A 25,905-nucleotide genomic window follows, 5' to 3' on the forward strand; every position below is an offset into this window, starting at 1 on the left:
GGAAGCCGGCCGGGGGCTCTGCCCCCGGACCCCCGGGATATTTGTGCCAAATGGAAGGAACATCAGTGCGCCACCCCGGCAGCGACGCTTTCGTCGATGAACTTGCCTTCGCGGAAGCGGTACATGGAGAATTCCTCGGCGAGCGGGGAGGACCCCCGCGCCATCAGTTCCGCCATGGCCCAGCCTGAACCCGGGATCGCCTTGAAACCGCCGGTGCCCCAGCCGCAATTGACGAAGATGCCATCCACGGGCGTCTTCGAGATCAGCGGCGAACGGTCGCCGGTCATGTCGACAATGCCGCCCCATTGCCGCAGGTTCTTGAGCCGCGAGATCATCGGGAAGGTCTCGACCAGCGCCCGCACGGTCTCCTCGATGTGATGGAACGACCCGCGCTGGGTGTAGTTGTTGAACCCGTCGGTGCCGCCGCCGATCACCATCTCACCCTTGTCGGACTGGGACATGTAGCCATGCACGGTGTTGGCCATGACGACGACATCCATGCAGGGCTTGATCGGCTCGGAGACCAGCGCCTGAAGTGCTAGCGATTCAATCGGCAGACGGAACCCGGCCATTTCAGCCAGCACGGAGGAATGACCCGCGACGACCATGCCGAGTTTGTCGCAGTCGATGGCACCTTTCGACGTGTCAATCCCCACGACCTTTCCGCCTTCGGTCCGCACGCCCGTCACTTCGCATTGCTGGATCACATCCATGCCCATCTGCGAACAGGCGCGGGCATAGCCCCAGGCCACGGCATCGTGCCGCGCGGTGCCGCCGCGCGCCTGATAGAGCGCGCCGAGGATCGGGTAGCGGGGGCCGTCGATATTGATGATCGGCACCAGTTCCTTGACGCGCTGCGGCGAGATCCATTCGGTCGCCACGCCTTGCAGGTTGTTGGCATAGACGGTGCGCTTGTAGCCGCGCACCTCATGCTCGGTCTGGCCCAGCATCAGAAGGCCGCGGGGGGAGAACATGACGTTGTAGTTCAGGTCCTGGCTCATCGTCTCGTAAAGCGAGCGGGCCTTTTCGTAGATCGCCGCCGAAGGGTCCTGCAGGTAATTCGAGCGGATGATCGTGGTGTTGCGGCCGGTATTGCCGCCGCCGAGCCAGCCCTTCTCGATGATCGCGACATTGGTGATGCCGTAGTTCTTGCCGAGGTAATAGGCCGAGGCGAGGCCATGGCCACCGGCGCCGACGATCACGACGTCGTATTTCTTCTTCGGCGCGGGCGAGCCCCAGGCGCGTTCCCAGCCGAGGTGATAGTTCATCGCCTCACGTGCGACGGCAAAAGCCGAATAACGTTTGAACCCCATGCGAATCCCCTTTCCGGCGTGGTGACACCTCTGGTCGGCTTGATGGATCGGCGGGACAAAAGCAACGCTCGTCCAAGCGTCGCATTTCGGCAAAATACGACATTCCGGTCGCTCTGCGGCATCGCGCCCCGCCCTTGCCGGGGTGTTTGCCCTTTCAGACGGGGGCCGAAGGGCTTAGATGAAGCCAAACACGGGAGGCTTGATGCTTTTCTGGATCATTTCGCTGGCTCTTGCCGCATTCCTGTCGGCGACGCTCATCCGCGCCCATTTCCGGGCGGGCGGGTCTGCGGGCAATGCCGACTTGCAGGTCTATCGTGACCAACTGGCCGAGATAGACCGGGATGCCGCGCGTGGTGTGATTGACGCGGGCGAGGCGGAGCGGACGCGGATCGAGATTTCCCGACGGATTCTGGAGGCCGACCGGACAAGTAGTGCGGCGGAAACGGCCGGACGTGGCGGCCTGCTTTTCCCGGCGCTTCTGATTGGCGCTGCCGTGGCCGGCGCGGCCGGTCTTTACCTCAGCCTTGGCGCTCCGGGTTATCCCGACCTGCCGATTTCTGAACGCGTCGCGCGGGCCGAGGCCTTCAAGGCAGAACGCCCGTCACAAGCGGAGGCCGAGGCCCAGACCACCCTGCCCCCCGCACCAGAACCCGATGCGACCTATGCAGACCTGATCGGCAAACTGCGCATTGCCGTCACCGACAATCCCGACGATCCCACCGGTCAGCGCCTTTTGGCGCGAAATGAGGCCGGGCTGGGCAACTACACTGCCGCAGCCACGGCACAGCACAAGCTGATCGAGCTGCTGGGGGCCGAAGCGACGGCGGGCGACTACGCGACGCTTGCCGACATCTACGTGCTGGCGACCGCCGGATATGTCTCGCCCGAAGCCGAGGCTGCGCTGAAAGCAGCACTGGAGCGCGATCCGAAGAATGGCACCGCGCGGTTCTATACCGGACTCATGTGGGCGCAGACCGGGCGGCCGGACCTCGCCTTCCGCTTCTGGCAATCCTTGCTGGACGAAGGCCCGGAAGAGGCGCCATGGATCGCGCCGATCCGGTCCCAGATCGACCTCGTCGCGCGTGCGGCCGGGGTTGATTACACACCGCCCTCTGTAAGGGGACCGGATGCGGACGATATCGCTGCAGCGTCCGAGATGAGTGCCGAGGACCGGCAGGCGATGATCAGGACGATGGTTGAGGGGCTCGCTGAACGGCTCGCCACCGAAGGCGGTCCGGCAGAGGAGTGGGCGCGACTTATCTCCTCGCTTGCGGTACTGGGCGAAGTTGACCGGGCCAAGGCAATCTGGGCCGATGCTCAGGGCGTCTTCGCGGACCATGAGGCAGAATTGGCGAAAGTCCGCGCGGCGGCGGTGCAGGTCGGAGTCGCCGAATGATCTGCGAGGCGATGGAGGATTTCGCAACCGCCCTGCCCCGCGACCGCGCGCTGGCGGGGCTCGACCTTGGCACCAAGACCATCGGTGTCGCCGTCTCTGACCGGCGCCTGTCGGTCGCGACACCGCTTGAAACGATCAAACGGACGAAGTTCACCGCCGATGCCAATGCGTTGCTGGCGATATGCGCCAAGCGCGAGATCGGCGGGCTGGTGCTGGGCCTGCCGCGCAACATGGACGGGACCGAAGGTCCACGCTGCCAGTCGACCCGCGCCTTCGCCCGCAATCTGGAACGTCTGACCGATCTGCCGATCACCTATTGGGACGAACGCCTGTCGACCGTCGCCGCAGAACGGGCGCTTTTGGAGGCGGATACGACACGCAAGCGTCGCTCCGAGGTGATCGACCACGTCGCGGCGGGGTATATCCTGCAAGGGGCGCTCGACCGGATCGGGCATATGAGGCGGGCACCATGAGCGACGAGGTCTGGAAACGGCAGGAGGTGGACAGCCCCTGCATCAAGATCTGCACGATCCATCCGGCCGAACGGCTCTGCGTCGGCTGCCTGCGCTCGATTGACGAGATCGCTGGCTGGGGCAGGATGAGCCCCGAGGAACGCCAGGCGATCATGGCGGATCTGCCCTCGCGCGCGCCGCGCCTGCGGCAACGCCGGGGTGGACGTGCGGCCCGAACCGGCTCAGGCCTCTGAGATCCGACCGAAACGACACCGCTGGTTGGTCCGTATCAGTTGTTGTTGCCGAGAACCTGACCGGCACTGATATTGCCGATATTTCCAAGAAGCTGACGCAGGAAGCTCAGGCCCTTGATATTGCTGTCGGTCACGCGCCGCGACAGGACCACGGCCTGACCGTTCTCCAACCCGAAGCGTTCGACATTCTCGACCGTGCCGCCTTCGTCGAATGTGATCGCCACGACCTGACGGTCCACTTCCTGGGGCACCTTGCCGCCGTAATGGCGGAACCGGCTGCCGACGTAATACCATGCCCCGCCGGTCAGAAGACCGGTCGAAGACGGACGACCGACCGCGCGGGCCACCGTCTCTTGCGTCGATTCGCCGACAACGACCTTTTCGAGTTCTTCGTCACGCGGGACATAACCGTGATTGCGGTATTGTGCCGAACATGCCGTGAGGATGATCAGCGACAGCATCGCCGCGCCACGCTTCATCCCGGAACCGAGCCTACCCATACCGCCCTCTTGCCTTACCGCCCCAAGCCTTTTATCCGGCTTACAACATGCCGGGGCCGTCCTTCAAGGACGAAGCCGCCCCCGGGGCAAAGCACCTGCCCGCGCACAGGACCGCAAGATGACAGCCGACACAATCCCCTACTCGCATCCATTCCGCGTCGCCGACCTGCCGACACGCAAGCCAAAACGCTTTGAACTGACCCCCGATGCGACCACCTGCAAACGGATCGCACAGGCCTTGGGCCTTGTGGCGCTGGACAAGCTGCGCTTTGCCGGGGAGGTCCGCCCGCAGGGTGGAAGCGACTGGCTTCTGGAAGCGAGCCTTGGCGCAACGGTCACGCAGTCCTGCGTTGTCACGCTCGTCCCGGTTACGACCCGGATCGAGGAAGACGTGACCCGGCGCTACCTGGCCGACATGCCGGAACCAGAGGGTGAAGAGATCGAAATGCCGGAAGATGACAGTGCCGAAGCCCTGTCCGACGTAATCGATCCCGGCGCGGTCCTCTTTGAGGCGCTGGCACTGGCGCTGCCGCAGTACCCCCGTGCCGAAGGCGCTGAACTGGGCGAGGCACGTTTTGCCGAGCCGGGTGCAGAACCGCTGTCCGACGAGGCGCTGAAGCCGTTTGCCGGCCTTGCGGACTTGCTGAAAAAAGGCGATGACACCGCGTGAGTGGCCGAGAAAACGATGCCTCCGGAAAAGCGCCAGAAAAGACTTGCGCCCGCGCGGAATCGCAGTATGTTCCCGGCCTCGCTTGAACGTTGGGTTCGCACCGGTCGCCATTTGGCTGCCACGTGTCGAAACCCCAGGAAAACCGGGGCTTTGCCCCAAATAGCCCGAGGTTGAGACATGGCTGTCCCTCAGAACCGTACCACACGGTCCCGCCGCAACATGCGCCGCGCCCACGATGCACTGGTCGCTGCAAATCCGAACGAATGCCCGAACTGTGGCGAACTGAAGCGCCCGCATCACGTATGTGGCGCCTGCGGTCATTACGCAGATCGCGAAGTCGTCGCGCAGACCGCCGAGATCGACCTGGACGAAGACGCGGCGTAAGCCCGCTGTCTGACCGGTCCCCGGCATGACGTCAGAAAACGATCCAGCGCCCGAAGCCCCGAAACCCGGGACTTCGGGTTGTATCGTTATTTCGGTCGACGCCATGGGCGGCGATCAGGGGCCCGCTGCCGTTGTCGGCGGCATGGCCGACGCTGCCGAAAAAAACCCGGAGATCGAGTTCATCCTTCATGGTCCCGAACCGCTGCTGCGGGGCCTTGTAACTGCGCGCCCGTCGCTGAGCGGTCGCTGCATCATACGTCACGCTGACGGTATCGTGACGATGGAGGACAAGCCCGGTCAGGTCATGCGTAACGGGCAGGACACCTCGATGTGGTCCGCCATCGAAAGTGTGCGGAACCACGAGGCAACCGTCGCCGTCAGCTGTGGCAATACCGGCGCCCTGATGGCCCTTTCGGTTATCCGGCTGCGGAAACTCCCCGGTGTCAATCGTCCCGCTATTGCCTGCCTCTGGCCCTCGCGCAATGCGGGCGGGTTCAACGTGATGTTGGATGTCGGCGCCGACATCAAGGCCGAGGCGCAGGACCTTCTGCAATACGCCCTGATGGGCGCTTCTTATGCCCGGAACGGGCTCGGGATCGAGCGGCCCCGGGTGGGTCTTCTGAATGTCGGAACCGAGGACCACAAAGGCGGGGCCGAGCTGAAGGCGGCACAGGACCTTCTGATGGCTTCAACCGAAACCGGCCGCTTCGACTATGCCGGTTTCGTCGAGGGCAGCGACCTGCCCTCCACCAAGGTCGATGTGATTGTCACCGACGGGTTCACCGGCAATATCGCGCTGAAAACCGGTGAAGGCACGGCCAAGCTGGTCGGTGACTTCCTGAAAGAAGCGTTGAATGCCGGTCTCATGTCGCGCCTCGGCGCGCTTCTGGCCATGGGCTCGCTGAAACAGCTTCGCCAACGCATAGACCCCCGCCGGGTCAATGGCGGAGTATTCCTCGGGCTGAACGGCACGGTGGTCAAATCGCACGGATCGGCGGATGCGACGGGTGTTTCGGCAGCACTGAAACTTGCATTCCGGCTGGCAAAGTCGGGCTATCAGGAAAGACTCGCCGCGCGGGTTGCCTCTGCCGCGCAGGCGGGGCAGGATGCCGCCGCGAAGGGTGAACAGGGCGGAAATTCCGAATGACAATTCGTGCGGTTGTGCGGGGGGTGGGGCACTATCTCCCCGAACGTGTAGTCCCGAATACCTGGTTCGAGGACCGCGTCGACACCACCGACGAATGGATTCGCAGCCGCACGGGTATTGAACGCCGCCATTTCGCGGCCGAGGGTGAGACGACATCCGACCTGGGCGCTAAAGCGGCCCAGGCCGCGCTGGCCGATGCCGGGATGACGGCCGAGGATATCGACGCCGTGGTCGTGGCCACCTCGACCGCCGACCTGACATTTCCGTCAGCTGCGACAATGGTTCAGGCCAAGATCGGTATGAAGAACGGCTTTGCCTTCGATGTGCAGGCGGTCTGTGCCGGATTCGTCTACGCGCTGGCGAATGCCAATGCGTTGATTCTTTCGGGTCAGGCCAAGCGGGTCCTCGTCATCGGGGCCGAAACCTTCAGTCGCATCCTCGACTTCGAAGATCGCGGCACCTGTGTTCTTTTCGGCGATGGCGCGGGGGCGGTGCTGTTGGAATCGGCGACCGGCGGCGGCACGGCCGACGACCGCGGCATCCTCGCAACGGACCTGCACAGCGATGGCAGCTACAAGGACCTGCTCTATGTCGACGGTGGTGTCTCCACCACCGGCACAGCAGGGCATCTACGCATGCAGGGCAATCAGGTCTTCCGCCACGCCGTTGAAAAGCTTGCGGAAACTGCTCACACTGCGCTCGACAAGGCGGGCCTCTCCGGTGCCGATGTCGACTGGATCGTACCCCATCAGGCCAATCTACGCATCATCACCGCGACCGCCCAGCGGATGCAGGTGCCGATGGACCGCGTTGTCGTCACCGTGCAGGATCACGGCAATACGTCGGCCGCGTCGATTCCCCTCGCTTTGTCGGTCGGGAAAGAGCGCGGACAGATCAAGGAAGGCGATTTGATCGTTACCGAGGCCATCGGCGGTGGTCTTTCCTGGGGTTCAGTCGTCCTGCGCTGGTAAAACTCCGCTTGAAAACACCTTCCCAAGCCATTGATATTGACTTGGGTTTTTAAACACCTCATCCTCGCCCAAACATTCAGGGGGACGAGATGAGCGACAAGACATTGACGCGTATGGACCTGAGCGAGGCGGTGTTCCGCGAAGTGGGTCTTTCCCGCAATGAATCCGCGCAGTTGGTCGAAGGCGTGCTGCAGCACATGTCCGACGCGCTGGTAAAGGGCGAGACGGTCAAGATCTCGTCCTTCGGCACCTTCTCGGTGCGCGACAAGGCGGCCCGCGTCGGTCGCAATCCCAAGACCGGTGACGAGGTGCCAATCCACCCGCGCCGGGTCCTGACCTTCCGGCCGTCGCATCTGATGAAAGATCGCGTCGCCGACGGAAACAAGGGCTGAGGCAATCCGCGATGGAGAAATCGGCTGAGGCCTTCCGCACCATCAGCGAAGTCTCCGAGCTTCTCGACACGCCAGCCCATGTGCTGCGCTTCTGGGAAAGCCGTTTTTCGCAGGTCCGGCCCGTCAAACGGGCGGGCGGGCGCCGCTATTACCGGCCGAACGATCTGGCGCTTCTGGGCGGGATAAAGAAACTGCTGCATGTGGACGGGCTGACCATCCGAGGCGTACAGAAGATCCTCAAGGAACAGGGCGTCCGCCATGTCGCGGCATTCTCGACCGTCGATCTGACGGGTACCGAAGAGGCGAAGGATCAGCCCGCGGCCGCCAGTGCGCATATGGTCTGGCCGGAAACCGCGTCGCCTGATGTGGCAGCACCGGGCGACCGGCTTCTGCCCGATCCGGACGACACGCCGGAGGCGCCGATGCATGTCGATGCGCCCACCCTGCCCCTTGGCGGCGACGACAACGTGCTGCCGCTTGGCGCCCAGTCTCAGAAGCCAGACGAACGCCCCGTCACGCGGGCCTCCGCGCCGCGCGATGTCCAGCCCGCGGCCGCAATGCTGAGGGCAATGGATGCGCTTAGGGCTGAGGAGAAGAAATCGGAACTCACATCGGTCTACTTGCGGCTCGTCAACCTCAAGGATCGCCTTCAGCGCAACGTACCCGCGTCACGCGGCTGAACCTGACCGTGCCCATTCCATCCCGTTCCCCTGCCTTGCGTTTTGTCGCTTGCCCCCGCCCCCGCAATCGGCCTATACACCGCCCCGTCGGGCCGTGGCGCAGCCTGGTTAGCGCGTCCGTCTGGGGGGCGGAAGGTCGCGAGTTCGAATCTCGCCGGCCCGACCATCACCGAAACGCCCACCCCATGATCGGGGTGGGCGTTCGCATATCGGGAGGGGCCAGATGACGGGAACCGGAGTGCTCGCCGACAGCGCCATCCGCGCCATGGTAGATGCCGGTCAGATCGTGGCCGATGCGCCGGTACTTGACGCCCAGATCCAGCCAGCGAGCCTTGATCTGCGCCTTGGTGCAACGGCCTACCGGGTCCGCGCCTCTTTCCTTGCGGGTAAAGGACGAACGGTCGAAGACCGGCTGACGGAATTCGAGATGCACCGCATCGACCTGCGCCCCGGCGCCGTGCTGGAAAAGGGCTGCGTCTATGTCGTGCCGCTGATGGAAAGCCTCGCTCTGCCTGCAGGCATGACCGGGGCGGCCAGCGCCAAATCCTCCATCGGGCGTCTCGATCTGCTGACCCGCATCATTACCGATCACGGCACCGAATTCGACCGGGTTCAGGCAGGCTATTCCGGCCGCCTTTATGTCGAGATCTGCCCGCAAAGCTTTTCCGTCATCGCCACGGCCGGGCAGATGCTGAACCAGATCATCTTCCGCCAGGGCCACACGCTGATCGACGATGATAACCTGAAGGCGATCCATGCGAAAACGCCGATTGTCTCGGGCGAGGCGGTGATCTCGGGCGGGCTTGGCTTTTCGGTCGATCTGCGCCCCGAGACCGGCAATCTCGTCGGCTACCGCGCCAAGCCCCATACCGGGGTGATCGATCTTTCCAAACTCGGCCATTACGACCCGGCGGAATTCTGGGAAGAGGTGCGCACCGATACCGGCTGGATCATCCTCGATCCCGGCGCCTTCTACATCCTTGTCAGCCGCGAGGCGATCGCGATCCCGCCTGACTGCGCGGCTGAAATGGCACCCTATCTGGCCATGGTTGGTGAGTTCCGGGTGCATTACGCGGGCTTTTTCGATCCGGGTTTCGGCTGGGCCGAAGCTGGTGGCGCGGGATCACGCGGCGTTCTGGAAGTCCGCTGTCACGAGGCACCGTTCGTTCTGGAACATGGTCAGGTCGTTGGGCGGTTGGTCTATGAGCGCATGGCGAGCGTACCCGAACGGGTCTACGGCGCGGGGATCGCCTCCAACTATCAGGGTCAGGGGCTGAAACTGTCAAAGCACTTCCGCAGCCGCTGACCAAATCGTCCCGCAAACATTCGGAAATATTAAATATTTTAGCCTGTCAGGCCCGTAGAGATCAACGACCCAAACGCCGGGTGATCTTCGCGGCCTGACGGGCACGTTTGGCCAAAGCACGTGCGTCCTGCACTTGCTTCCTGTCTTCGGCAGTCATCCTGCCATTAGGCTTGCCCTTGCGCGCCACCGCGTCGACGCCCTTGTTGATGCCGAAATTGATCAGCCGCCGGGTGAAGATGCTGACGATCATGTTGATCAGCCTTTGGGCATCCATCGTTTCACCTCAATCCTCGAACAACTCGCTCTGGCCAACCTGATCCTCGGCTTCCTCCTCATCCTCGGAAAGGTTCGCTGCCCCCGGCAAAGGCCGGTTGTCGAGCAGACCCGCCGCCCTGAGCTCCTTCAGCCCCGGCAGGTCGCGTGCGGATTCGAGCCCGAAATGATCGAGAAACTCCTGCGTCACAACATAGGTCACCGGCCTCCCCGGCGTCATCCGTCGGCGGCCGAAGCGAATCCATTCCATTTCCAGAAGCTGATCCACCGTGCCCCGGCTGACCGCGACGCCCCTGATCTCTTCAATCTCGGCCCGTGTACAGGGCTGGTGATAGGCGATGATCGCCAGTGTCTCGATCGCCGCGCGGCTGAGTTTCCGCGTCTCGGTCGTTTCCTTCTGCATCAGGAAGCCCAGATCGGGCGCTGTGCGCATTGCCCAGGCATCCCCAACCTTTACAACCCGCACCCCCCGGCCCTCATAACGCTTCCTGAGATGCACCAAAGCTTCCGCCGGATCGGCACCATGCGGCATCCGCGCCTCCAGCTCGGCCACCGTCACGGGGTCAGCTGACGCAAAGAGGATCGCCTCCACCATCCGCTCCTGCTCGGCCATGGGCGGCGCTTCGAAGAGGCTCTTTTCCGGGGCGCTGATCTCGGTCACGTGGGCTTCCGTCTTATGGCAATCGGGGCGAATGTATCGGCCTGTTTCAACTCGATATGCCCCTGTTTGGCAAGTTCCAGCGAGGCCGCGAAGGTTGAGGCAGTGGCGGAGCGTCGCCTTGACGGGTCGGACGTCCATCCCTCTGGCAGGTAGACCGAAATATCCGTCCAGTCGCCCGCAAAGCCGATCAGCCCGCGCATCCGTTCCAGCGCCTGCTCCATGGTAAAGACATGGTCGCGGTCGAATGCATAGGGGCGGAATTCGTCATGGGTGCGGGTGCGGGCGTAGGCCTGCATCAGGTCGAGAAGTGTCGCAGTATAGGTGATCTTGCGAACCCGCGTGACATCCTCGGGGATACCGCGCACAAAGAAATCGCGCCCCTTCTGGTCGCGCCCCATCAGTCGCGCCGCCGCTTCGCGCATGGCCTGAAGCCGCTCAAGCTGGAAGGCCAGATGCGCGGCCAGTTCCTCGCCCGATGGTCCCTCATCCGACGGGTCCGGCGGCAAGAGCAGGCGGGACTTCAGGAAGGCAAGCCACGCGGCCATCACGAGGTAATCGGCCGCGAGTTCGATCCGGAGCGCCTTGGCCTTTTCGACAAAGCCCAGATATTGCTCGGCAAGTTTCAGGACCGAGATTTTGCGCAGATCGACTTTCTGGGTCCGAGAAAGCATGAGAAGCAGATCAAGCGGCCCCTCGAACCCCTCGACATCGACGATCAGCGCCTCGGCGGCCAGCCGCTCGGTGACGCTTGTCGTGTCTTCCTCGAATTCGTGGCCCTCAGCCATCCGCCTGTCCCTTCAGAAGCGCCTCAAATTCGGCCTCCAGAAGGGCAGTGTCAATGGCATCCGGTGTGATCCGGGCGGCAAGTGCCGCCTCGGCGCGCCGGGACGCCGCATCGCTCATGCGACCGGCGGCCGCGACGACCGCCTCGGCCTCTTCCCTCACGCCTTTGCAATAAAGCGCGATATCGCAGCCTGCTGCGATCCCGGCGGCGGCGCGGTCGGAAAGTGTGCCAGACAGCGCCTCCATTGACAAATCATCCGTCATCAGCAGACCGTCAAAGCCGATGCGTTCGCGGATCAGTCGCACGGCGGCCGGAGAGGCCGTGGCGGGCCGATCGGGATCGACTGCATCAAAGACGATATGGGCGGTCATCGCCATCGGCAGGTCGGTCAACTCCATGAACGGCGCGAAGTCGGCCGCATCAAGCTCCTCAAGCGGCGCGGCCACGCGTGGCAGGTGCAGGTGGCTGTCGACCACCGCGCGTCCATGACCGGGCAGATGCTTCATCACAGGCAGGACACCGCCCGCCAGAAGACCATCGGCTGTGGCCCGTGCCGCCAGTGTCACCGTCGCGGGGTCGGACCCGAAGCAGCGGTTGCGCAGGAAAGGATGGGTGTCCGCCCCTGCGATATCGGCAGTGGGGGCGCAATTGGCGTCGATACCCACTTCGCGCAGCTCTGCCGCGATCAACCGGTAGCGCAGCCAGACCGCGCGGGCATGATCTCCGGGCATAGTGCGCGCCATCTGAACGAGCGGCGGCAGATATTCACGCCAATGCGGTGCGCGAAGGCGCTGTACCCTCCCGCCTTCCTGATCGACGAGCACCGGCGCGTCCCGACCCACTGCGGCACGCAGATCACCTGTCAGACGGCGAAGCTGATCGGGCGTCTCGACATTGCGGGCGAAGAGGATGAATCCCCACGGGTCTGCGTCACGATAGAACGCCGCCTCATCGGCATTCAGGACGGGACCGGACGGGCCGAGGATCGTGGCCGAAGCCGCTGAGGTCATCAGCGCACCGCTGTGGGTACGCATTCGGTGTTTTCGGCCTTCAGGGCTGCGCAGAACCGGCGCGCATCCTCGACATCGGCAAAACCTTCAGCGCGCAGGCGAAAGAAGACCTCACCACCACTTTCGGCCTGCTCGATGACGCGGCGCTTGCCGTCCATCAGGGCCCCGAACCGGGTCGCGGCCTTGTCCCACTCCAGCCGGGCGGTCGCCTCATCGGGGTAAGAACCGATATGGGCAAGCTGCGTTCCCTCGGAAAGCGTCGCGGCGGCGACGTCCTCGGTCACCGGCTGGGCAAAGGCGGCAGCGACAGCCGCCGCAGCCGCTTCGGCCATCACATCGCGTTCACCGCCGAACGAGGCCGGGCGCGGCAGGGGTCTTGGCGATGTAGATACACCGGGAATGCTGGCGGGAATGACATCCGGAGCAACGAAGGCGGTCTGCGTCTCGTCAGCTCCGGGAAGGCCGGCAACCGGTTCGACCGGTCCGTCCGGCAGGGGCGCAGTTAGTTGCTGCGCCGTGAAGTCCGGGGCGGGAAGGACAGTGCCGGGTTCCTGCGACAGTGCAGCGGCAGTACCCTCGGCGGATGCAAGCTCACCCATCGGCTGGTCGGCCGCATCCAGCTCGTCCACGCGCGGGGCAAGCGTCAGCCGGTCAGCCGCATCGCCCGCCGTACCATCTGCCGCGATCTCATTCACTGCCATGCCCTGATGAAGCGCGAGTTCGCCCCCGGGATTGTCGGGCGCGATCCGCGCGGGTCCTTCAAGGGCCTGTATGACAGGAATACCGCGCACATCGCGCACGGCAAGTTTGTACGCCCAGACGCCCAGCCCTACGATCAGGGCCGCCGAAGTGATGGCCCCCGCCGCATTGACAAGTTTCTGCGCCCGGACGCCACGTCCCGCACCTTTACCCGGCTGGTGCCGGTCATAGGCTTCGAATTCGTCGAAATCCCAATCCGCCATGCTCTGCCTCGCTCGTCCCGGTCCTCTCGGGGTCCGGCTCTTGCCTGCTTCGTCCCGGCGGTGGCGCCTATTCTCAGCGCATTTCTTCCGCAGGGGTTACGCCAAGGATACCAAGACCGGCGGAAATAACAACGCCTGCCGCCCGTGCAAGGGCGATTTTGGCCTGACTGACGGCGGCATCGTCCTGAATGAAGCGCAAACCGGTCTCCTCATTGCCCCGGTTCCAGTGGGCATGAAGGTCAGAGGCGAGCTCATAAAGGTAGAACGCGACCCGATGCGGCTCATGCCCTCGCGCGGCAATCTCGACCAGACGCGGCCATTCGGCGATCTTTTTCGCAAGGCCGATCTCGGCCTCATGCGCAAGCTCCGTGAGGTCGGCGGCGCCAAGCGTCGCGTCATCTGCGGCAATACCCGCCTCTGTTGCCTTACGGATCACCGAGCACACACGGGCATGGGCGTATTGCACGTAAAAGACCGGGTTGTCCTTCGACTGCTCCAGCACCTTGTCGAAATCGAAATCCAGTGGCGCGTCGTTCTTGCGGGTCAGCATGACGAAGCGGGTCACATCCGCGCCTGCCTGTTCGACCACATCGCGGAGCGTGACGAAGGTCCCGGCCCGCTTCGACATCTTGAAGGGTTCGCCATTCTTGTAGAGCTTCACAAGCTGGGTCAGCTTGATGTCCAAAGGCACCCGCCCGTTCGAAAGGGCCGAAACAACCGCCTTCAGCCGCTTCACATAGCCGCCATGATCGGCGCCGAAGACATTGATAAGCTGGTCGAAACCCCGGTGCACCTTGTCCCAGTGATAGGCGATGTCGGGGGCGAAATAGGTCCACGACCCGTCCGATTTCTTCACCGGCCGGTCGACATCGTCGCCATGGGCGGTCGAACGGAAGAGGGTCTGTTCGCGTTCCTCCCAATCCTCGGGCAGCTTTCCCTTGGGGGGCTCAAGCGTACCGTCATAGATCAGGCCCATGCCGCGCAGCGTCTCGATCGCTTCTTCGATCCGGCCCGAAGCAGTGATGGCTTTCTCAGAGGAAAAGACATCCATCCTGACGCCGAGGAGCGCCAGATCATCACGGATCATCTGCAACATCGCGGCGGTCGCGAATTCACGGATATCGGCCAGCCAGACGCTTTCCGGCTTGTCCAGCAGTGTGGTGCCGTATTTTTCCTTCAGCGCTTCACCGACGGGAATGAGGTAGTCGCCAGGATAGAGCCCTTCGGCGATCTCGGGGCTGAGGCCATTGGCCTCGCGGTAGCGCTCATAGGCGGACCGCGCCAGCACATCGACCTGCGCACCGGCATCGTTGATATAATATTCGCGCGTGACCTCATGGCCCGCGAAATCGAGAAGGGCTGCCAGCGCATCGCCAAAGACCGCGCCCCGCGTATGGCCGACATGCATCGGGCCAGTCGGATTGGCCGAGACGAATTCGACATTGACCTTTATGCCCTTGCCCATGTCCGAGCGGCCGAAATCCCGGCCCGCCGCAAGAGCTGCGTTGACCACAGCCTGCCAGAGCGCCGGGGCAAGCCGCAGGTTTAGAAAACCGGGTCCGGCCACCTCGGCCGTCACGATGCGATCGTCGGCGGCAAGCCGAGCAGCAAGCGTTTCCGCAATAACGCGCGGCTGAAGACCGGCGGGCTTTGCCAGCACCATTGCGGCATTGGTCGCCATATCGCCGTGAGCGGCATCGCGCGGCGGCTCCACCGCGACATTTGCCATGTCTAGCCCTTCGGGCAGATCGCCTGCGGCGACCATGGCGTTGAGGCTGTCGATGACGAGCGCACGGATATCGGCGAAAAGGTTCATGTCTCAGGTCCTTCCATCGCCGCTGCCATGCCAGAGGGCGGATGCGGCGTCAATGCTCGGGCCGTGTTTCGGCCCTGGCTTCGCTCTGGCCGACCAGAGCGGGGGGTGCCAGCCCCCCGCACCGCCCGGAGTATTTCCGAACAGAAGAAGATCAGGCGCTTTGCGCAGCGGTCTCCGGCGGAAGAAGGGCGATGGCGCGTGCTCCGGCTGCAAGGTCGGGATCGGCATCGCCTTTCGTCAGCCTGAAGGCGCCGCCGGCATCGAGATGGCCAACGAGAACGGCAGCGGGGCGTTTTTCGCGCCACTGGCCTTGGGTGAATTCCGCACTGAGTTTCGTCATACGGAAGGTCCAGCCCTTGAGCAGCAGGTCTTCGTACCCGTCAAAGCCCCGTCCTTCGCCGAACGGGCGGCCGCCAAGCTGCGTCGGCAGCGCATGGCGCGACTTGTCGGCCTTGGCCCGCGCAATCTGCCAACAATTGTCGCGGCCGAACTCGGGGCCGAAGTCGGTGGCTACGAGCGTATTGTAGGCATCGTTGTCGGTCGCGGCGACAAGGGTGCGGTAGCTCAGAAGCTCCACCTGATGTTCGGCAGCTTCTGACAGGATGTCGCCATAGAAGGTCTTGATTCCCGCGGCACGGGCGCGGATCAGATGACCACGGTTCGGATCGGCGATCAGCACCGGCGCACCGGCTTTTTTCAGGCATTCCGCGAGGCCCGTGGTGAAGCGCGAACCGCCGATGAAGAGGATACCCGGCTGATCGGCCCCCGCCAACCCGAGGTGCCGCGCAAGCGGGGCGAGGCCGAAGCCATGCAGAACGACTGTGGCGAGGACCAGAAGGAAGGCCAGCGGACCGATCAGCGCCCCGTCGGCAATCCCAGCCGCTGCCAGCCGGTCGCCGAAAAGACCGGCCACCGCCACCAGCACAACGCCGCGCGGGCCGGTCGCGGCAATCAGCAGCCGTTCGTTCCACGGAAGATCCGTTCCGATCAACGAGACGAGGACCGTCAGGGGCCGGGCGATCAGCACCACCGCCACGATGAAGAGGCCCGCCCGCCAGTTGAGCGCACCAAGGGTGGAGAAATCGAGCGAAGCGGCGAGCAGGATGAAGACCCCAGAGACCAGAAGGATCGTCGCATGTTCCTTGAAGCGCCTGAGTTCCTCGTAACTCGGCAGGTCGGCATTGGCGATAACGAGGCCCATGACGGTAACGGCCAGAAGGCCCGCCTCATGCAGCACCGTGTCCGAGAGTGCAAAGGCCAGAAGCAGGACAGCAAAGAGAACCGGGACCTTCATGTATTCCGGCACCCTGCCCCGCCAGAACGCCCAGGACGTGCCAAAACCGGCGGCTAGGCCGATGATTGTGGCAAATCCGATGCCGAGCGCGAGATGGCCCATCGCCTCGGCCGCGGTGGCCCCTGTATGCAGGACGAGCACGATCTGGAAGGCAAGTACGGCGGCCATCGCGCCGATCGGATCGTTGACGATCGCCTCCCATTGCAGCAGTTGCGCCGGTCGGCGGGCGAGCCGTGCCTGACGCAACAGCGGCGCGATCACTGTGGGACCCGTCACGACCATGATGCCGCCGAAGACCGAGGACGCCTCCCATCCCAGCCCCGCGCCGTAGCGCAGCGCGAGGGTGGACAGCAGCCAGCCCAGCGGCGCGCCGATCAGGACGAGCCGCATGACGCCGCGCCGCGCATCGCCCAGCTTGTGCAGGTCCAGCGTCAACCCGCCCTCGAAGAGGATCACCGCAACAGCGAGAGAAATCATCGGCCGGGTGATCTCTCCGATATCGCGTACCGGGTCAAGAAGTCCAAATACCGGACCCACGAGGATACCGGCGACCAGCATCAGCACGATGGCCGGCAGATGCAGCCGCCAGGCGAGCCACTGGCTGCCGACGCCAAGCGCGCCGACCAGCGCGAAGGCCATGACCGGGCTCAGCCCCGCAACTGCCTGATCGACGGCCATCTGTCAGACCGACCGGGTGATGCCGCCATCGACGCGGATATTCTGGCCAGTGATATACCCGCCACCATCGGAAGCCAGAAAGGCGACGGTGGCCGCGATCTCCGCCTCATGACCATAGCGGCCCATCGGGATACGGGAGCGGAACTCTTCCTTCTCAGGCAGGCTGTCGATGAAGCCCGGCAGGATATTGTTCATCCGGATATTGTCAGGCGCGTATTTGTCGGCGAAAAGTTTTGTGAAAGCGGCAAGACCTGCGCGGAAGACACCCGATGTGGGGAACACCGGATCGGGTTCAAAGGCGGCGAAGGTCGAGATATTCAGGATCACACCCCGGCCCTGATTTTGCATGTGCGGAGTCACCAGCCGGGTGGGACGAACGGCAGAGAGAAAATAGACCTCCATGCCAGTGTGCCAGTCCTCGTCCGACACCTCCAGCACCGGCGCGCGCGGCCCGTGACCGGCGGAGTTGACCAGAACGTCGATCCGCCCCCAGCGTTCCATTGTGCCATCGACGAGCCGGGATAGGTCCTCGTTCGAGCGGTTCGAACCGGTGACGCCAAAACCACCGAGCTCCTCCGCCAGTGCCTCGCCCTTGCCCGATGATGAAAGGATCGCGACACGGTAGCCATCGGCCGCAAGCCTGCGGGCCGAAGCCGCCCCCATACCGCTGCCACCTGCCGTGATCACTGCCACCCTGTCTGCCGTTGTCATTGCTGATCCCTTCGCGCGAAACTTCTGGCGAAGTTGATCCGGCCCCGGCGCGGAAGGCAAGGCCATAGGCGATTTGGACGGATGTGATCCTCCGTGCTAATCTGAGGCATTCATTTCAGGTGTCATATTAAGGACGGGAGCCTTTTACATGGACGAAGTTGTCACCATGCATCAGACCATCGCGCTGGTCGGTGTGATCGGAATCGCCGCCATCGCCCTCTTTCTCGTGGGCTATGTCATGGTCCGCCACAACGTGGCCTTGGCCGAGAACAATATCCGCATCCTGACCGTCTGCCTTGTCATACCGACCGTGGTGATGATCTCGTTCATCCCGGATTCGAGCATCGCCGACCGCTCAGCCGTCTATGGCCTGATCGGCACGATCGCGGGTTACATTCTGGGGCGGGTAAAGGATGACAAGGCGGGCGGGTAGGAAAGGTATTTGGCAACACCACAACAATCCTGTCGGATTTCGAAAGTACTTGAACTTCCACCGCGCCCGATCAAATTACCTTTCATCCCCGTTACCAGTTTTGCGCTGATAGTAACGCGCCGATTTCGCGCGGCTTCCACAGGCTGCCATGCTACACCAACGGCGAGACGGTCCACGGCCACGATCTATAAAGAGCCAGGAGCAACGGTCGCAACAGCGCATACGAGCGAGGTCATCGCTTCGCAAAAGGGCTTCTGTTTCAAGAACCAGCCTGGTTAGTGGCAGCGCCAGATCAGTTTCACACGCTGAAACGGACCACTCATAGCTTGCGGCGCACTTTGCGAGCTGGGCTTTTGCAAGGCAATCGCGGAGATTAGAAATCACAAGTGCCTTAGCATCCTCGGGCCATTCCGAGCCCGCCTGTTCGGCGATCAGGCAACCATGCAACGCTTCGCGAAATCGACATACGTCGGACAGCGCCGTTCCTGCTCCTGTTGGATCGCGATGCAGACGATCTGTTAGAGCGTTCACCTCGCTCTCGGACACTATGCCAGCGACGCAAGACCATTTGAGGAAAGTCTCAAAATCGACCAATCGCTCAACGTCGCGCTGCTTGGTGCGACCTGCGGCCGTGTTGAGGAAATCGAGTACTGGATGGCCACCAATGAAGTCGCCTTCGGTCCAGTCCATCTGATCGAATCCATCCATATCTTACCGTAAAACTATTACTTGACGGTGTTAAGAGCTCATATATCTTACTATCTAAATTATTTTAACAGTAAGATTCGAGAGGCAGCATGCACGGTTGGGGTTTGGAAGAGCGTTATGAGACGGCCGCAGGTACGGTTGCGGCAGGGCGCGCAGGAGATGGACCAGACCTCGTGCTGGCACATGGATGGCCCTGGTCCTCTTTTTCCTGGCATCGCGTGATCCCTGAACTGGCCGAGCACTACCGTGTTCATTGGTATGATATGCCGGGCTATGGTCAGTCGGCCAAAAGCAATCATCAGAGAACATCCCTAGATGTTCAGGGTGAGATTTTTGCAGAACTGCTGGACAACTGGGGACTTGGCCGACCTCGCGTCCTGGCACACGATTTCGGGGGCGCGACAACTTTGCGTGCCCACCTTTTGCACGGCTGTGATTTTGAAAAATACATGCTCATGAACGTCGTGGCGATGCGGCCTTGGGGGTCGGATTTCTTCGACCACGTAGGGCGGCATGTAGATGCGTTCCAGGGCTTACCCCCGCACATTCATCGCGCATTGGTTAGGGCTTATATCGAAGGTGCACTTGTCAACGATATCGCTTCAGACGATTTTGATGAACTTGTCGCGCCCTGGCTCACGAAGGCCGGGTCAGCCAGCTTTTACCGCCAGTTTGCCCAAGCCGACGAGAAATACACCGCCGAAGTCGAGCCACTGTATAGCGAGATACGTTGCCCCGTTAAAATCGTCTGGGGGCAAGATGATCCCTGGATTCCACTAAAACGTGGCCAGGCCCTTCATGCCCTGATTCGGAATGCGGAGTTTTCGATGTTGCCAGGCGTGGGGCACCTGCCCCAACTTGAGGCTGCGGATGCTGTCGTGGATCAGGTGCTTCGGTTTATGGAGCCGAAACTGCCTTCTCAGGCTTGACCGGCAACTCTGGGGACTGGAGGAGTATCGGCAGTATGTAATCTGTCGATACAGCACGTATCAGCACTGCCGGTTAACCGCAGAGCCTCTCGTGTTCCTGTATCGCGAAGCGGTCGGTCATGCCCGCGACATAGTCGAGGACGACCCGCGCGAGTTCGGTCTCGTTCCGCGCCCGTGCCACATCGGCGTGCCACTCTGCGGGCAGTTGCGACGGGTCTTTCAGGAAGAGCGGGAAGAGATCATTGATCATCGCCGTAACCCGCTTGCGTTCGACAACCACGGTCGGCGCCCGGTACATGCGGGTAAAGAGGAAGGATTTGATCGCTTTCAGGTTCTGGTAGAGCGGCTTGGAAAAGCGGATGATCGGCCCGTCCATGTCGCGGATCGCCTGCGCCGATTGCGGCTGGCTGGAGGTCAGGCGGTTCTGGGCAACCGCGATCACATCCTCCACCATCACGCCGAAGACGCGGCGCAGGGCCTCATGCCGCCGGCGGGTCGGGTCGAGGTCGGGATAGAGCCTGTCGACCTCTTCGAAACAGGGGCCGGTGACGGGCAGGTCCATCAGATCGGCCTCGGTGAACAGCCCCGCGCGCAGACCATCATGCAGGTCGTGGTGGTTATAGGCCACGTCATCGGCAACGGCGGCCACCTGCGCCTCGGCCGAGGCATGGGTGTGCAGTTCCAGATCGTATTCGGCGTTGAACTGGGCCAGCGCATAGGGCATTTCGCCCCCTTCCTTCACCGCATGAGAGCCCGAGGCATGGGGGCCGATGACCGGACCGTTATGCTTGGCGATGCCTTCCAGCGTCTCCCATGTCAGGTTCAGCCCGTCGAAATCGGCGTAGTGCCGTTCCAGCCGGGTGACGATGCGAATGGCCTGCGCGTTGTGATCGAAGCCGCCATAGGGCGCCATCAGATCATGCAGCGCATCCTCGCCGGTATGACCGAAGGGTGGATGGCCGAGGTCATGGGCCAAAGCAATGGCCTCGGCCAATTCAACATTTAGCCCCAGCGTACCCGCAATGGTTCGCGCGACCTGCGCCACCTCGATCGTATGGGTCAGGCGGGTGCGATAATAATCGCCCTCATGTTCGACAAAAACCTGCGTCTTGTGCTTCAGCCGCCGGAAGGCCGAGGAATGGATGATCCTGTCCCGGTCGCGCTGGAAGGGCGAGCGGAAGGTGGACATGCGTTCGGGATAAAGCCTGCCGCGGCTTTCGTCGGGCTGGCAGGCATAGGGGGCGAGCATAGGTGTCTGTCTTTCGTCTTTGCCGCGACTATAGGAGGGGAACGGTACAGCGAACAGGCCTTTCAGACCGATAAAAGTAGATCATCCGCTGCCTCGCGCACCGCCGCCGCATCGAACGCTCCCTTCACCAAGACCCTGAGGCCAACATAGGCTGCGAGCAGGTGCCGTGTCCGCGCGCGCCTGAGGTCGGCGTCGTCACGATACTTCGTGTCGGCAGCAAGTGCCGCGCCGAATGCATCAGCCATACGACCGCTCATCGCGGCAAGAACCTCTGCCGTTTCGGGGTCGGCTGCACTTGCTTCCGCACTCGCATTGGCGAGGAAACATCCACGCATCCCCCCTGTGTCGGACGAGGAGCGGATTACCCAGTCGAGAAGGGCCGAGAACCGCGCCCGCGCAGGTCCCGGTGTTTCGCCAAGAATCCGTTCCGCCTCGGCGACCACGCATTCTTCGTAGGACCGCAGCGCCGCGAGATACATCGCGTGCTTGTCACCGAAGTAACGGTAAAGGCTTTGTTTGCGAAGACCCGTCGCTGCCTCGATGTCCTGCATCGAGGTCGCCTCGTATCCACGCGCCCAGAACACGTTCATTAGCGCGGTTCTCGCGTCTTCCGGATCGAATCCAAGGGGACGTGCCATCGCGTGCTCCCGAATTTGTTACCGTTCAGTCCGTAATTATTCTTTACCATACAGTCCGAAACATAATAGGACCCATTTACCGGTGCTGCAAAGCCCCTTCCTTGAAACTGAAAGAGACCAGATATGCCCCGCATTTCTCCCCTGACTGACTCAGACGCATCACCCGAAGCCACCGCGATCTTTGCCGCCGTGAAGGGCAAGATCGGCATGGTTCCGAACCTCTACCGCACCACGGGCCACAGCCCGTCGACGCTCGCTGCGCTGCTCGGCCTTGGCGATGCGCTCGGCAAGGGCAGCTTTACCGCGCAGGAGCGTGAAGCCGTCGCACTTGTCGTCGGTCAGACCAACGGATGTGACTATTGCCTCTCGGCCCACAGCGCCATCTCGTCGGGGATGAAGGTTCCGGCGACCGAGATCGCCGCGAACCGCCAGGCCGCTTCGGCAGCGCCACGCACTGCCGCAATCCTCCGACTCGCCCGCGTCATCACCGAAAACCGCGGCCTGATCTCCGATGCCGACCTTGAGGCGGCGCGCGCGGCCGGGCTGACCAATGCCGATGTCGTCGAAACCGTGGGCGCAGTGGTCCAGAACATCTTCACCAACTACCTCAACCACATCTTCGCAACTGACATCGACTTCCCCGTGGTGCGTGCCGAAGCCGCATGACCACCGATCCGCAACCGGGCATGCTGCCTTTGGCCTGCTGTCCCCCACCCGGTTGCGGAACCCCTTCCCCGTCACTATCTTGGGTGTGAGAGCAATTACACACGACGATCATGTCCCTCACCCTGCCCCCGAAAGTCACCGAACGGGCCTTTGCCCGGCTTGCCGAGATCAATGCCGATTCCGGTGCGATGAAGGCTTTGCGCGTCGCGGTAGAGGGCGGTGGCTGCTCGGGGTTTCAGTACGACATCCGACTGGATGACCCGACCCCGGACGATCTGGTTCTTGAGGGTGGAGGCCAGAAGGTACTGATCGACTCCGTCTCCCTGCCCTTCCTCTCAAATGCTGTCATCGACTTTTCCGAGGAACTGATCGGCGCGCGTTTCGTTGTCGAGAACCCGAACGCCACATCCTCCTGCGGCTGCGGCACTTCGTTTTCCATCTGACCTGAGGGACCCGCCGGTCCGGCGTGACGCTCTTTGCTGGCTCGCATACGCGGGCGCGTCTTCAACGGGAGAATTTGCGGCAAGGTGAAGCACATGTGCTTTTCGCCGCCCCGGCGCTCTGCTATGGCGCGGCCATGCTCAGGATCAGTGACATCACCTACAGCGTCGAAGGCCGCCCCCTGTTTGAGGGCGCCTCGGCCGTCGTGCCGACCGGTCACAAGGTCGGCCTTGTCGGCGCCAATGGCGCGGGCAAGACCACGCTTTTTCGGCTGATCCGGGGGGAACTGGCGCTGGAGGGTGGCGAGATCGCCATGCCATCGCGGGCGAAGATCGGCGGCGTGGCACAGGAAGTGCCGTCCTCGTCGACCTCGCTTCTGGATACGGTCCTTGAGGCCGATACCGAACGCGCGAGCCTCATGGCAGAGGCCGAGACCGCGAGTGACCCCCATCGGATCGCCGAGATTCAGGCGCGGCTTGCGGATATCGACGCATGGTCGGCCGAGGGCCGTGCCTCGGCGATCCTAAAAGGGCTGGGGTTCGACAATGCAGACCAGCAGCGACCCTGTTCAGATTTCTCGGGCGGTTGGCGTATGCGGGTGGCGCTTGCGGGCGTGCTCTTTGCCCAGCCAGATCTCTTGCTTCTCGACGAACCGACCAACTATCTCGACCTTGAAGGCGCGCTTTGGCTGGAGAGCTATCTGGCCAAGTACCCCCATACGGTCATCATCATCAGCCACGACCGCGGCCTTCTGAACCGGGCCGTGGGCGCGATCCTGCATCTGGAGAACCGCAAGCTGACGCTTTGGTCCGGGCCATACGACCAGTTTGCGCGCCAACGCGCGGCCTTGCGGGCGGTTCAGGCCGCCGAGGCCAAAAAGCAGGATGCGCGCCGGGCGCATCTGCAAAGCTTTGTCGACCGGTTCAAGGCAAAGGCATCGAAAGCCGTGCAGGCGCAGTCGCGCGTCAAGATGCTGGAAAAGATGACGCCGATCCTTGCGCCGGAAGAGGCGAAAAAGGTCGTCTTCACTTTCCCCGAGCCGGAACAGCTTTCGCCGCCGATCATCACGATGGAAGGCACTGCGGTCGGCTATGATGGCCCGCCGGTTCTGACTCGGCTCGACCTGCGCATCGACCAGGATGACCGGATCGCGCTTTTGGGCAGGAATGGCGAAGGAAAATCTACACTTTCCAAGCTATTGGCGGGAAAACTTCAACCTTGCGCGGGAAAGATCGTCCGCTCGTCAAAGCTGCGGATCGGCTATTTTGCCCAGCATCAGGTCGATGAACTGCATCTGGATGAAACACCACTGCAGCACATCATGCGGCTGAGGCCCGCCGAGGGGCAGCCGCGCTTGCGCGCCCGGCTTGCCGGATTCGGACTTGGCGCGGATCAGGCCGACACGGTTGTCGCGCGGCTGTCGGGCGGGCAGAAGGCGCGGTTGTCGCTGCTGCTGGCCACCATCGACGCGCCGCATCTGCTGATCCTCGACGAACCCACGAACCATCTGGATATCGAAAGCCGCGAGGCGCTGGTTGAGGCGTTGACCGAGTATTCCGGTGCAGTCATCCTCGTCAGCCACGACATGCACCTTCTGGGTCTCGTGGCCGATCGGCTCTGGCTGGTCAAGGGCGGCGCGGTCGCGCCCTATTCCGGTGACCTGGAGAGCTACCGCAAGGAACTCCTCGCCGGAGACGAGGCCGACAAACCGTCCGAAAAACCAAAAGACAAGGCCCCCCGCCCCTCGCGCGACACGATCCTTGCGCTGAAGTCCGAGTTGCGCAAATGCGAGGAAAGGCTGTCCAAGCTGAACGAAATGCGCGACAAACTGGCGGTGAAGCTGGCCGATCCGGAGCTTTACGACCGGCCCGCCGAAGCGGTCGTCTGGCAGAAGAAATATGCCGAGGTGATGGAGGGGCTGGACCGCGCCGAGGCCCTTTGGCTGAAAGCGGCGGAGAAGCTGGAACTGGCGGAGGCCTGAGCGATGGATCTGCAATTCTACATAACCGCCTTCGTCACGCTCTTCGTGATCATCGACCCCCTGGCGCTGACACCGCTTTTCGTGGCGCTCACGCAGGGCATGGAGGATCGCCGCCGCCGCCGTCTCGCTTTGCGGTCCTGCGTCATCGCGATCATCCTGCTTACGCTCTTCGGGCTGCTTGGCGACAAGATCCTTGCGGTCATCGGCATCACCATGCCCGCCTTCAAGATTTCGGGCGGGATCCTTCTGTTCGTCACCGCACTCGACATGCTCTTTGAACGCCGCACCCAACGGCGCGAAGGGCAACATGCCGATCCCGATCACGACCCGTCTGTCTTTCCACTTGCCACGCCGCTCATTGCCGGGCCGGGGGCGTTCACGACGATGATCCTGCTCGTCAACAACTCCCCTGCCTCGGGCGTGGCCCATACGCTCGCCATCCATGGCGTGATGATCACAGTCGTCGCCGTGTCCTTCCTTTTCTTCCTTGCCGCTGGAACCATCGAACGCGCCATCGGCCGGACCGGGCTGCTGGTCATCACGAGGCTTTTGGGCATGCTGCTTGCGGCTCTGTCGGTGCAGTTCGTCGTTGACGGCGTCAAGGGCACTGGGCTCATCTGAGCCATGGACAGCGAAGACCTTCCCCGGCTCATCTATCTCGTTCTGCTTGGCACTGTGGTTGGCGGCTATTTCCTGATGGAAAACCGGGACCGGCTGGGCAAAACCGCGCAGCAGGCCGCGATCTGGGCGCTGATTTTCCTCGGCGCCATCGCCGTTGCGGGCGTTTGGAGCGATATCAGGCGCGGGGCCTATCCGACCGAAGCCGTAGTCAGGGGCGACACGCTGGAAGTTCCGGTGGCCAATGACGGGCATTTCTACCTTGCTGCGGAGATCAACGGCGCCAAGGTGCTTTTCGTCGTCGATACCGGGGCAAGCGAGATCGTTCTGACGCGGCGCGATGCCGAACGCGCCGGGCTTGATCCAGATACGCTGAATTTTTTCGGCAGCGCAATGACGGCCAATGGCCGGGTGGAAACCGCCCCTGTCAGACTGGAAAGCTTCACACTCGGCGGCCAGACCGATACCAACCTTCCGGCTGTCGTGAATGGCGGCGAGCTTGATACCTCGCTGCTTGGGATGAGCTATCTCGGCCGGTTTGAAATGATATTGCGGCCGGACCGGCTGACCCTGAGGCGATAGGCTGCC

The 25,905-nt window shown here is 62.8% G+C and carries 30 protein-coding genes and 1 tRNA gene; 18 read left to right on the forward strand and 13 right to left on the reverse strand.

Going from position 1 to position 25,905, the window contains the following annotated elements:
* Positions 1-62: 62 nt before the first annotated feature.
* Positions 63-1,313 carry a sarcosine oxidase subunit beta family protein gene (locus tag QKW60_RS13410; RefSeq protein WP_282369387.1) on the reverse strand — a complete coding sequence of 417 codons (1,251 nt, stop codon included), beginning with the start codon at positions 1,311-1,313 and terminating at the stop codon, positions 63-65.
* A gap of 202 nt (positions 1,314-1,515) precedes the next feature.
* Here QKW60_RS13410 and ccmI point away from each other — a divergent pair, with 202 nt between their 5' ends.
* From ccmI to QKW60_RS13425, 3 genes are read left to right on the forward strand one after another with little or no spacing between them, the layout of a single operon-like run.
* Positions 1,516-2,709, forward strand: a complete 1,194-nt coding sequence (ccmI, locus tag QKW60_RS13415) for a c-type cytochrome biogenesis protein CcmI (RefSeq protein WP_282369388.1) — start codon at positions 1,516-1,518, stop codon at positions 2,707-2,709.
* The gene (ruvX, locus tag QKW60_RS13420) at positions 2,706-3,182 is read left to right on the forward strand and encodes a Holliday junction resolvase RuvX (RefSeq protein WP_282369389.1); all 477 of its coding nucleotides are present in this window, start codon (positions 2,706-2,708) and stop codon (positions 3,180-3,182) included. The genes ccmI and ruvX overlap by 4 nt, the downstream gene beginning before the upstream one ends.
* Positions 3,179-3,415 carry a DUF1289 domain-containing protein gene (locus QKW60_RS13425; RefSeq protein ID WP_282369391.1) on the forward strand — a complete coding sequence of 79 codons (237 nt, stop codon included), beginning with the start codon at positions 3,179-3,181 and terminating at the stop codon, positions 3,413-3,415. The genes ruvX and QKW60_RS13425 overlap by 4 nt, the downstream gene beginning before the upstream one ends.
* Positions 3,416-3,450: 35 nt before the next feature.
* Here the strand turns inward: QKW60_RS13425 and QKW60_RS13430 are convergent, their stop codons facing one another.
* On the reverse strand, positions 3,451-3,915 hold the full coding sequence (locus QKW60_RS13430) for an outer membrane protein assembly factor BamE (RefSeq protein WP_282369392.1): 465 nt from the start codon (positions 3,913-3,915) through the stop codon (positions 3,451-3,453).
* A 118-nt stretch (positions 3,916-4,033) separates the two neighbouring features.
* Here QKW60_RS13430 and QKW60_RS13435 point away from each other — a divergent pair, with 118 nt between their 5' ends.
* From QKW60_RS13435 to QKW60_RS13470, 8 genes are all read left to right on the forward strand, one after another.
* Positions 4,034-4,585, forward strand: coding sequence for a YceD family protein (locus tag QKW60_RS13435; RefSeq protein WP_282369394.1), 552 nt, complete (start codon positions 4,034-4,036; stop codon positions 4,583-4,585).
* A gap of 177 nt (positions 4,586-4,762) precedes the next feature.
* Positions 4,763-4,969, forward strand: a complete 207-nt coding sequence (gene rpmF, locus QKW60_RS13440) for a 50S ribosomal protein L32 (protein WP_263740195.1) — start codon at positions 4,763-4,765, stop codon at positions 4,967-4,969.
* A gap of 25 nt (positions 4,970-4,994) precedes the next feature.
* Positions 4,995-6,116, forward strand: a complete 1,122-nt coding sequence (plsX, locus tag QKW60_RS13445) for a phosphate acyltransferase PlsX (protein ID WP_282369397.1) — start codon at positions 4,995-4,997, stop codon at positions 6,114-6,116.
* A complete protein-coding gene (locus tag QKW60_RS13450; protein ID WP_282369398.1) occupies positions 6,113-7,087 on the forward strand; it encodes a beta-ketoacyl-ACP synthase III in 975 nt (324 codons plus the stop codon). Before plsX ends, QKW60_RS13450 begins: the two co-directional genes overlap by 4 nt.
* Before the next feature lie 89 nt (positions 7,088-7,176).
* Positions 7,177-7,479: an integration host factor subunit alpha gene (ihfA, locus tag QKW60_RS13455; RefSeq protein WP_282369399.1), complete on the forward strand. Its 303-nt coding sequence runs from the start codon at positions 7,177-7,179 to the stop codon at positions 7,477-7,479.
* A gap of 11 nt (positions 7,480-7,490) precedes the next feature.
* Positions 7,491-8,159, forward strand: coding sequence for a MerR family transcriptional regulator (locus QKW60_RS13460; protein ID WP_282369400.1), 669 nt, complete (start codon positions 7,491-7,493; stop codon positions 8,157-8,159).
* Positions 8,160-8,247: 88 nt separating this feature from the next.
* Positions 8,248-8,325 (forward strand) — tRNA-Pro (locus QKW60_RS13465).
* 57 nt (positions 8,326-8,382) lie between these two features.
* Positions 8,383-9,465 carry a 2'-deoxycytidine 5'-triphosphate deaminase gene (locus QKW60_RS13470; RefSeq protein WP_282369401.1) on the forward strand — a complete coding sequence of 361 codons (1,083 nt, stop codon included), beginning with the start codon at positions 8,383-8,385 and terminating at the stop codon, positions 9,463-9,465.
* A gap of 61 nt (positions 9,466-9,526) precedes the next feature.
* Here QKW60_RS13470 and QKW60_RS13475 read toward each other — a convergent pair whose 3' ends face one another.
* The 8 genes from QKW60_RS13475 to QKW60_RS13510 form a co-directional block, all read right to left on the reverse strand.
* Positions 9,527-9,739, reverse strand: a complete 213-nt coding sequence (locus QKW60_RS13475) for a hypothetical protein (RefSeq protein ID WP_282369402.1) — start codon at positions 9,737-9,739, stop codon at positions 9,527-9,529.
* A 9-nt stretch (positions 9,740-9,748) separates the two neighbouring features.
* Positions 9,749-10,351, reverse strand: a complete 603-nt coding sequence (gene scpB / locus QKW60_RS13480) for an SMC-Scp complex subunit ScpB (protein ID WP_282369483.1) — start codon at positions 10,349-10,351, stop codon at positions 9,749-9,751.
* Between the two features lie 44 nt (positions 10,352-10,395).
* Positions 10,396-11,184: a segregation and condensation protein A gene (locus tag QKW60_RS13485; RefSeq protein ID WP_282369403.1), complete on the reverse strand. Its 789-nt coding sequence runs from the start codon at positions 11,182-11,184 to the stop codon at positions 10,396-10,398.
* Positions 11,177-12,217, reverse strand: a complete 1,041-nt coding sequence (locus tag QKW60_RS13490; RefSeq protein ID WP_282369404.1) for a glycoside hydrolase family 3 N-terminal domain-containing protein — start codon at positions 12,215-12,217, stop codon at positions 11,177-11,179. The genes QKW60_RS13485 and QKW60_RS13490 overlap by 8 nt, the downstream gene beginning before the upstream one ends.
* A complete protein-coding gene (locus QKW60_RS13495) occupies positions 12,193-13,155 on the reverse strand; it encodes an SPOR domain-containing protein (RefSeq protein ID WP_282369405.1) in 963 nt (320 codons plus the stop codon). The genes QKW60_RS13490 and QKW60_RS13495 overlap by 25 nt, the downstream gene beginning before the upstream one ends.
* Positions 13,156-13,228: 73 nt before the next feature.
* Positions 13,229-14,971: an arginine--tRNA ligase gene (gene argS, locus QKW60_RS13500; protein WP_282369406.1), complete on the reverse strand. Its 1,743-nt coding sequence runs from the start codon at positions 14,969-14,971 to the stop codon at positions 13,229-13,231.
* Between the two features lie 151 nt (positions 14,972-15,122).
* Positions 15,123-16,943: a cation:proton antiporter gene (locus QKW60_RS13505; RefSeq protein WP_282369407.1), complete on the reverse strand. Its 1,821-nt coding sequence runs from the start codon at positions 16,941-16,943 to the stop codon at positions 15,123-15,125.
* Positions 16,944-16,946: 3 nt separating this feature from the next.
* A complete protein-coding gene (locus QKW60_RS13510; protein WP_282369408.1) occupies positions 16,947-17,654 on the reverse strand; it encodes an SDR family oxidoreductase in 708 nt (235 codons plus the stop codon).
* A 148-nt stretch (positions 17,655-17,802) separates the two neighbouring features.
* Here QKW60_RS13510 and QKW60_RS13515 point away from each other — a divergent pair, with 148 nt between their 5' ends.
* Entirely contained in the window at positions 17,803-18,087 is a 285-nt protein-coding gene (locus QKW60_RS13515) for a hypothetical protein (RefSeq protein WP_282369409.1), read from the forward strand.
* Positions 18,088-18,162: 75 nt separating this feature from the next.
* On the opposite strand, the gene QKW60_RS13520 is transcribed toward QKW60_RS13515, so the two are convergent.
* Complete coding sequence (locus tag QKW60_RS13520) at positions 18,163-18,777, reverse strand: CGNR zinc finger domain-containing protein (protein ID WP_282369411.1); 615 nt, start codon at positions 18,775-18,777, stop codon at positions 18,163-18,165.
* A gap of 107 nt (positions 18,778-18,884) precedes the next feature.
* Between QKW60_RS13520 and QKW60_RS13525 the strand changes: the two genes are divergently transcribed.
* The gene (locus tag QKW60_RS13525; RefSeq protein ID WP_282369413.1) at positions 18,885-19,724 is read left to right on the forward strand and encodes an alpha/beta fold hydrolase; all 840 of its coding nucleotides are present in this window, start codon (positions 18,885-18,887) and stop codon (positions 19,722-19,724) included.
* Positions 19,725-19,797: 73 nt separating this feature from the next.
* On the opposite strand, the gene QKW60_RS13530 is transcribed toward QKW60_RS13525, so the two are convergent.
* Positions 19,798-20,973: a deoxyguanosinetriphosphate triphosphohydrolase gene (locus tag QKW60_RS13530; protein WP_282369415.1), complete on the reverse strand. Its 1,176-nt coding sequence runs from the start codon at positions 20,971-20,973 to the stop codon at positions 19,798-19,800.
* Between the two features lie 62 nt (positions 20,974-21,035).
* Positions 21,036-21,611, reverse strand: a complete 576-nt coding sequence (locus QKW60_RS13535; RefSeq protein WP_282369417.1) for a TetR/AcrR family transcriptional regulator — start codon at positions 21,609-21,611, stop codon at positions 21,036-21,038.
* Between the two features lie 123 nt (positions 21,612-21,734).
* On the opposite strand from QKW60_RS13535, the gene QKW60_RS13540 reads away from it, so the two are divergent.
* The 5 genes from QKW60_RS13540 (at position 21,735) to QKW60_RS13560 (ending at position 25,899) form a co-directional block, all read left to right on the forward strand.
* Positions 21,735-22,277 carry a carboxymuconolactone decarboxylase family protein gene (locus tag QKW60_RS13540; RefSeq protein ID WP_282369419.1) on the forward strand — a complete coding sequence of 181 codons (543 nt, stop codon included), beginning with the start codon at positions 21,735-21,737 and terminating at the stop codon, positions 22,275-22,277.
* Between the two features lie 110 nt (positions 22,278-22,387).
* The gene (locus tag QKW60_RS13545; protein WP_282369421.1) at positions 22,388-22,720 is read left to right on the forward strand and encodes a HesB/IscA family protein; all 333 of its coding nucleotides are present in this window, start codon (positions 22,388-22,390) and stop codon (positions 22,718-22,720) included.
* Positions 22,721-22,854: 134 nt separating this feature from the next.
* A complete protein-coding gene (locus tag QKW60_RS13550) occupies positions 22,855-24,699 on the forward strand; it encodes an ABC-F family ATP-binding cassette domain-containing protein (RefSeq protein WP_282369485.1) in 1,845 nt (614 codons plus the stop codon).
* 3 nt (positions 24,700-24,702) lie between these two features.
* Entirely contained in the window at positions 24,703-25,320 is a 618-nt protein-coding gene (locus QKW60_RS13555; protein ID WP_282369423.1) for a MarC family protein, read from the forward strand.
* Positions 25,321-25,323: 3 nt separating this feature from the next.
* A complete protein-coding gene (locus QKW60_RS13560) occupies positions 25,324-25,899 on the forward strand; it encodes a retropepsin-like aspartic protease family protein (protein WP_282369425.1) in 576 nt (191 codons plus the stop codon).
* Positions 25,900-25,905 lie beyond the last annotated feature (6 nt).

This window comes from Albidovulum aestuarii, assembly GCF_029961185.1.
GTDB classification, from domain to species: domain Bacteria; phylum Pseudomonadota; class Alphaproteobacteria; order Rhodobacterales; family Rhodobacteraceae; genus Albidovulum; species Albidovulum aestuarii.

Excerpts from the sequence above, each read along its gene's own strand:
- QKW60_RS13410 (WP_282369387.1), bottom strand. The coding sequence starts at position 1,313 with ATGGGGTTCAAACGTTATTCGGCTTTTGCCGTCGCACGTGAGGCGATG.
- ccmI (WP_282369388.1), top strand. The coding sequence starts at position 1,516 with ATGCTTTTCTGGATCATTTCGCTGGCTCTTGCCGCATTCCTGTCGGCG.
- ruvX (WP_282369389.1), top strand. The coding sequence starts at position 2,706 with ATGATCTGCGAGGCGATGGAGGATTTCGCAACCGCCCTGCCCCGCGAC.
- QKW60_RS13425 (WP_282369391.1), top strand. The coding sequence starts at position 3,179 with ATGAGCGACGAGGTCTGGAAACGGCAGGAGGTGGACAGCCCCTGCATC.
- QKW60_RS13430 (WP_282369392.1), bottom strand. The coding sequence starts at position 3,915 with ATGGGTAGGCTCGGTTCCGGGATGAAGCGTGGCGCGGCGATGCTGTCG.
- QKW60_RS13435 (WP_282369394.1), top strand. The coding sequence starts at position 4,034 with ATGACAGCCGACACAATCCCCTACTCGCATCCATTCCGCGTCGCCGAC.
- rpmF (WP_263740195.1), top strand. The coding sequence starts at position 4,763 with ATGGCTGTCCCTCAGAACCGTACCACACGGTCCCGCCGCAACATGCGC.
- plsX (WP_282369397.1), top strand. The coding sequence starts at position 4,995 with ATGACGTCAGAAAACGATCCAGCGCCCGAAGCCCCGAAACCCGGGACT.
- QKW60_RS13450 (WP_282369398.1), top strand. The coding sequence starts at position 6,113 with ATGACAATTCGTGCGGTTGTGCGGGGGGTGGGGCACTATCTCCCCGAA.
- ihfA (WP_282369399.1), top strand. The coding sequence starts at position 7,177 with ATGAGCGACAAGACATTGACGCGTATGGACCTGAGCGAGGCGGTGTTC.
- QKW60_RS13460 (WP_282369400.1), top strand. The coding sequence starts at position 7,491 with ATGGAGAAATCGGCTGAGGCCTTCCGCACCATCAGCGAAGTCTCCGAG.
- QKW60_RS13470 (WP_282369401.1), top strand. The coding sequence starts at position 8,383 with ATGACGGGAACCGGAGTGCTCGCCGACAGCGCCATCCGCGCCATGGTA.
- QKW60_RS13475 (WP_282369402.1), bottom strand. The coding sequence starts at position 9,739 with ATGGATGCCCAAAGGCTGATCAACATGATCGTCAGCATCTTCACCCGG.
- scpB (WP_282369483.1), bottom strand. The coding sequence starts at position 10,351 with ATGGCCGAGCAGGAGCGGATGGTGGAGGCGATCCTCTTTGCGTCAGCT.
- QKW60_RS13485 (WP_282369403.1), bottom strand. The coding sequence starts at position 11,184 with ATGGCTGAGGGCCACGAATTCGAGGAAGACACGACAAGCGTCACCGAG.
- QKW60_RS13490 (WP_282369404.1), bottom strand. The coding sequence starts at position 12,217 with ATGCGTACCCACAGCGGTGCGCTGATGACCTCAGCGGCTTCGGCCACG.
- QKW60_RS13495 (WP_282369405.1), bottom strand. The coding sequence starts at position 13,155 with ATGGCGGATTGGGATTTCGACGAATTCGAAGCCTATGACCGGCACCAG.
- argS (WP_282369406.1), bottom strand. The coding sequence starts at position 14,971 with ATGAACCTTTTCGCCGATATCCGTGCGCTCGTCATCGACAGCCTCAAC.
- QKW60_RS13505 (WP_282369407.1), bottom strand. The coding sequence starts at position 16,943 with ATGGCCGTCGATCAGGCAGTTGCGGGGCTGAGCCCGGTCATGGCCTTC.
- QKW60_RS13510 (WP_282369408.1), bottom strand. The coding sequence starts at position 17,654 with ATGACAACGGCAGACAGGGTGGCAGTGATCACGGCAGGTGGCAGCGGT.
- QKW60_RS13515 (WP_282369409.1), top strand. The coding sequence starts at position 17,803 with ATGGACGAAGTTGTCACCATGCATCAGACCATCGCGCTGGTCGGTGTG.
- QKW60_RS13520 (WP_282369411.1), bottom strand. The coding sequence starts at position 18,777 with ATGGACTGGACCGAAGGCGACTTCATTGGTGGCCATCCAGTACTCGAT.
- QKW60_RS13525 (WP_282369413.1), top strand. The coding sequence starts at position 18,885 with ATGCACGGTTGGGGTTTGGAAGAGCGTTATGAGACGGCCGCAGGTACG.
- QKW60_RS13530 (WP_282369415.1), bottom strand. The coding sequence starts at position 20,973 with ATGCTCGCCCCCTATGCCTGCCAGCCCGACGAAAGCCGCGGCAGGCTT.
- QKW60_RS13535 (WP_282369417.1), bottom strand. The coding sequence starts at position 21,611 with ATGGCACGTCCCCTTGGATTCGATCCGGAAGACGCGAGAACCGCGCTA.
- QKW60_RS13540 (WP_282369419.1), top strand. The coding sequence starts at position 21,735 with ATGCCCCGCATTTCTCCCCTGACTGACTCAGACGCATCACCCGAAGCC.
- QKW60_RS13545 (WP_282369421.1), top strand. The coding sequence starts at position 22,388 with ATGTCCCTCACCCTGCCCCCGAAAGTCACCGAACGGGCCTTTGCCCGG.
- QKW60_RS13550 (WP_282369485.1), top strand. The coding sequence starts at position 22,855 with ATGCTCAGGATCAGTGACATCACCTACAGCGTCGAAGGCCGCCCCCTG.
- QKW60_RS13555 (WP_282369423.1), top strand. The coding sequence starts at position 24,703 with ATGGATCTGCAATTCTACATAACCGCCTTCGTCACGCTCTTCGTGATC.
- QKW60_RS13560 (WP_282369425.1), top strand. The coding sequence starts at position 25,324 with ATGGACAGCGAAGACCTTCCCCGGCTCATCTATCTCGTTCTGCTTGGC.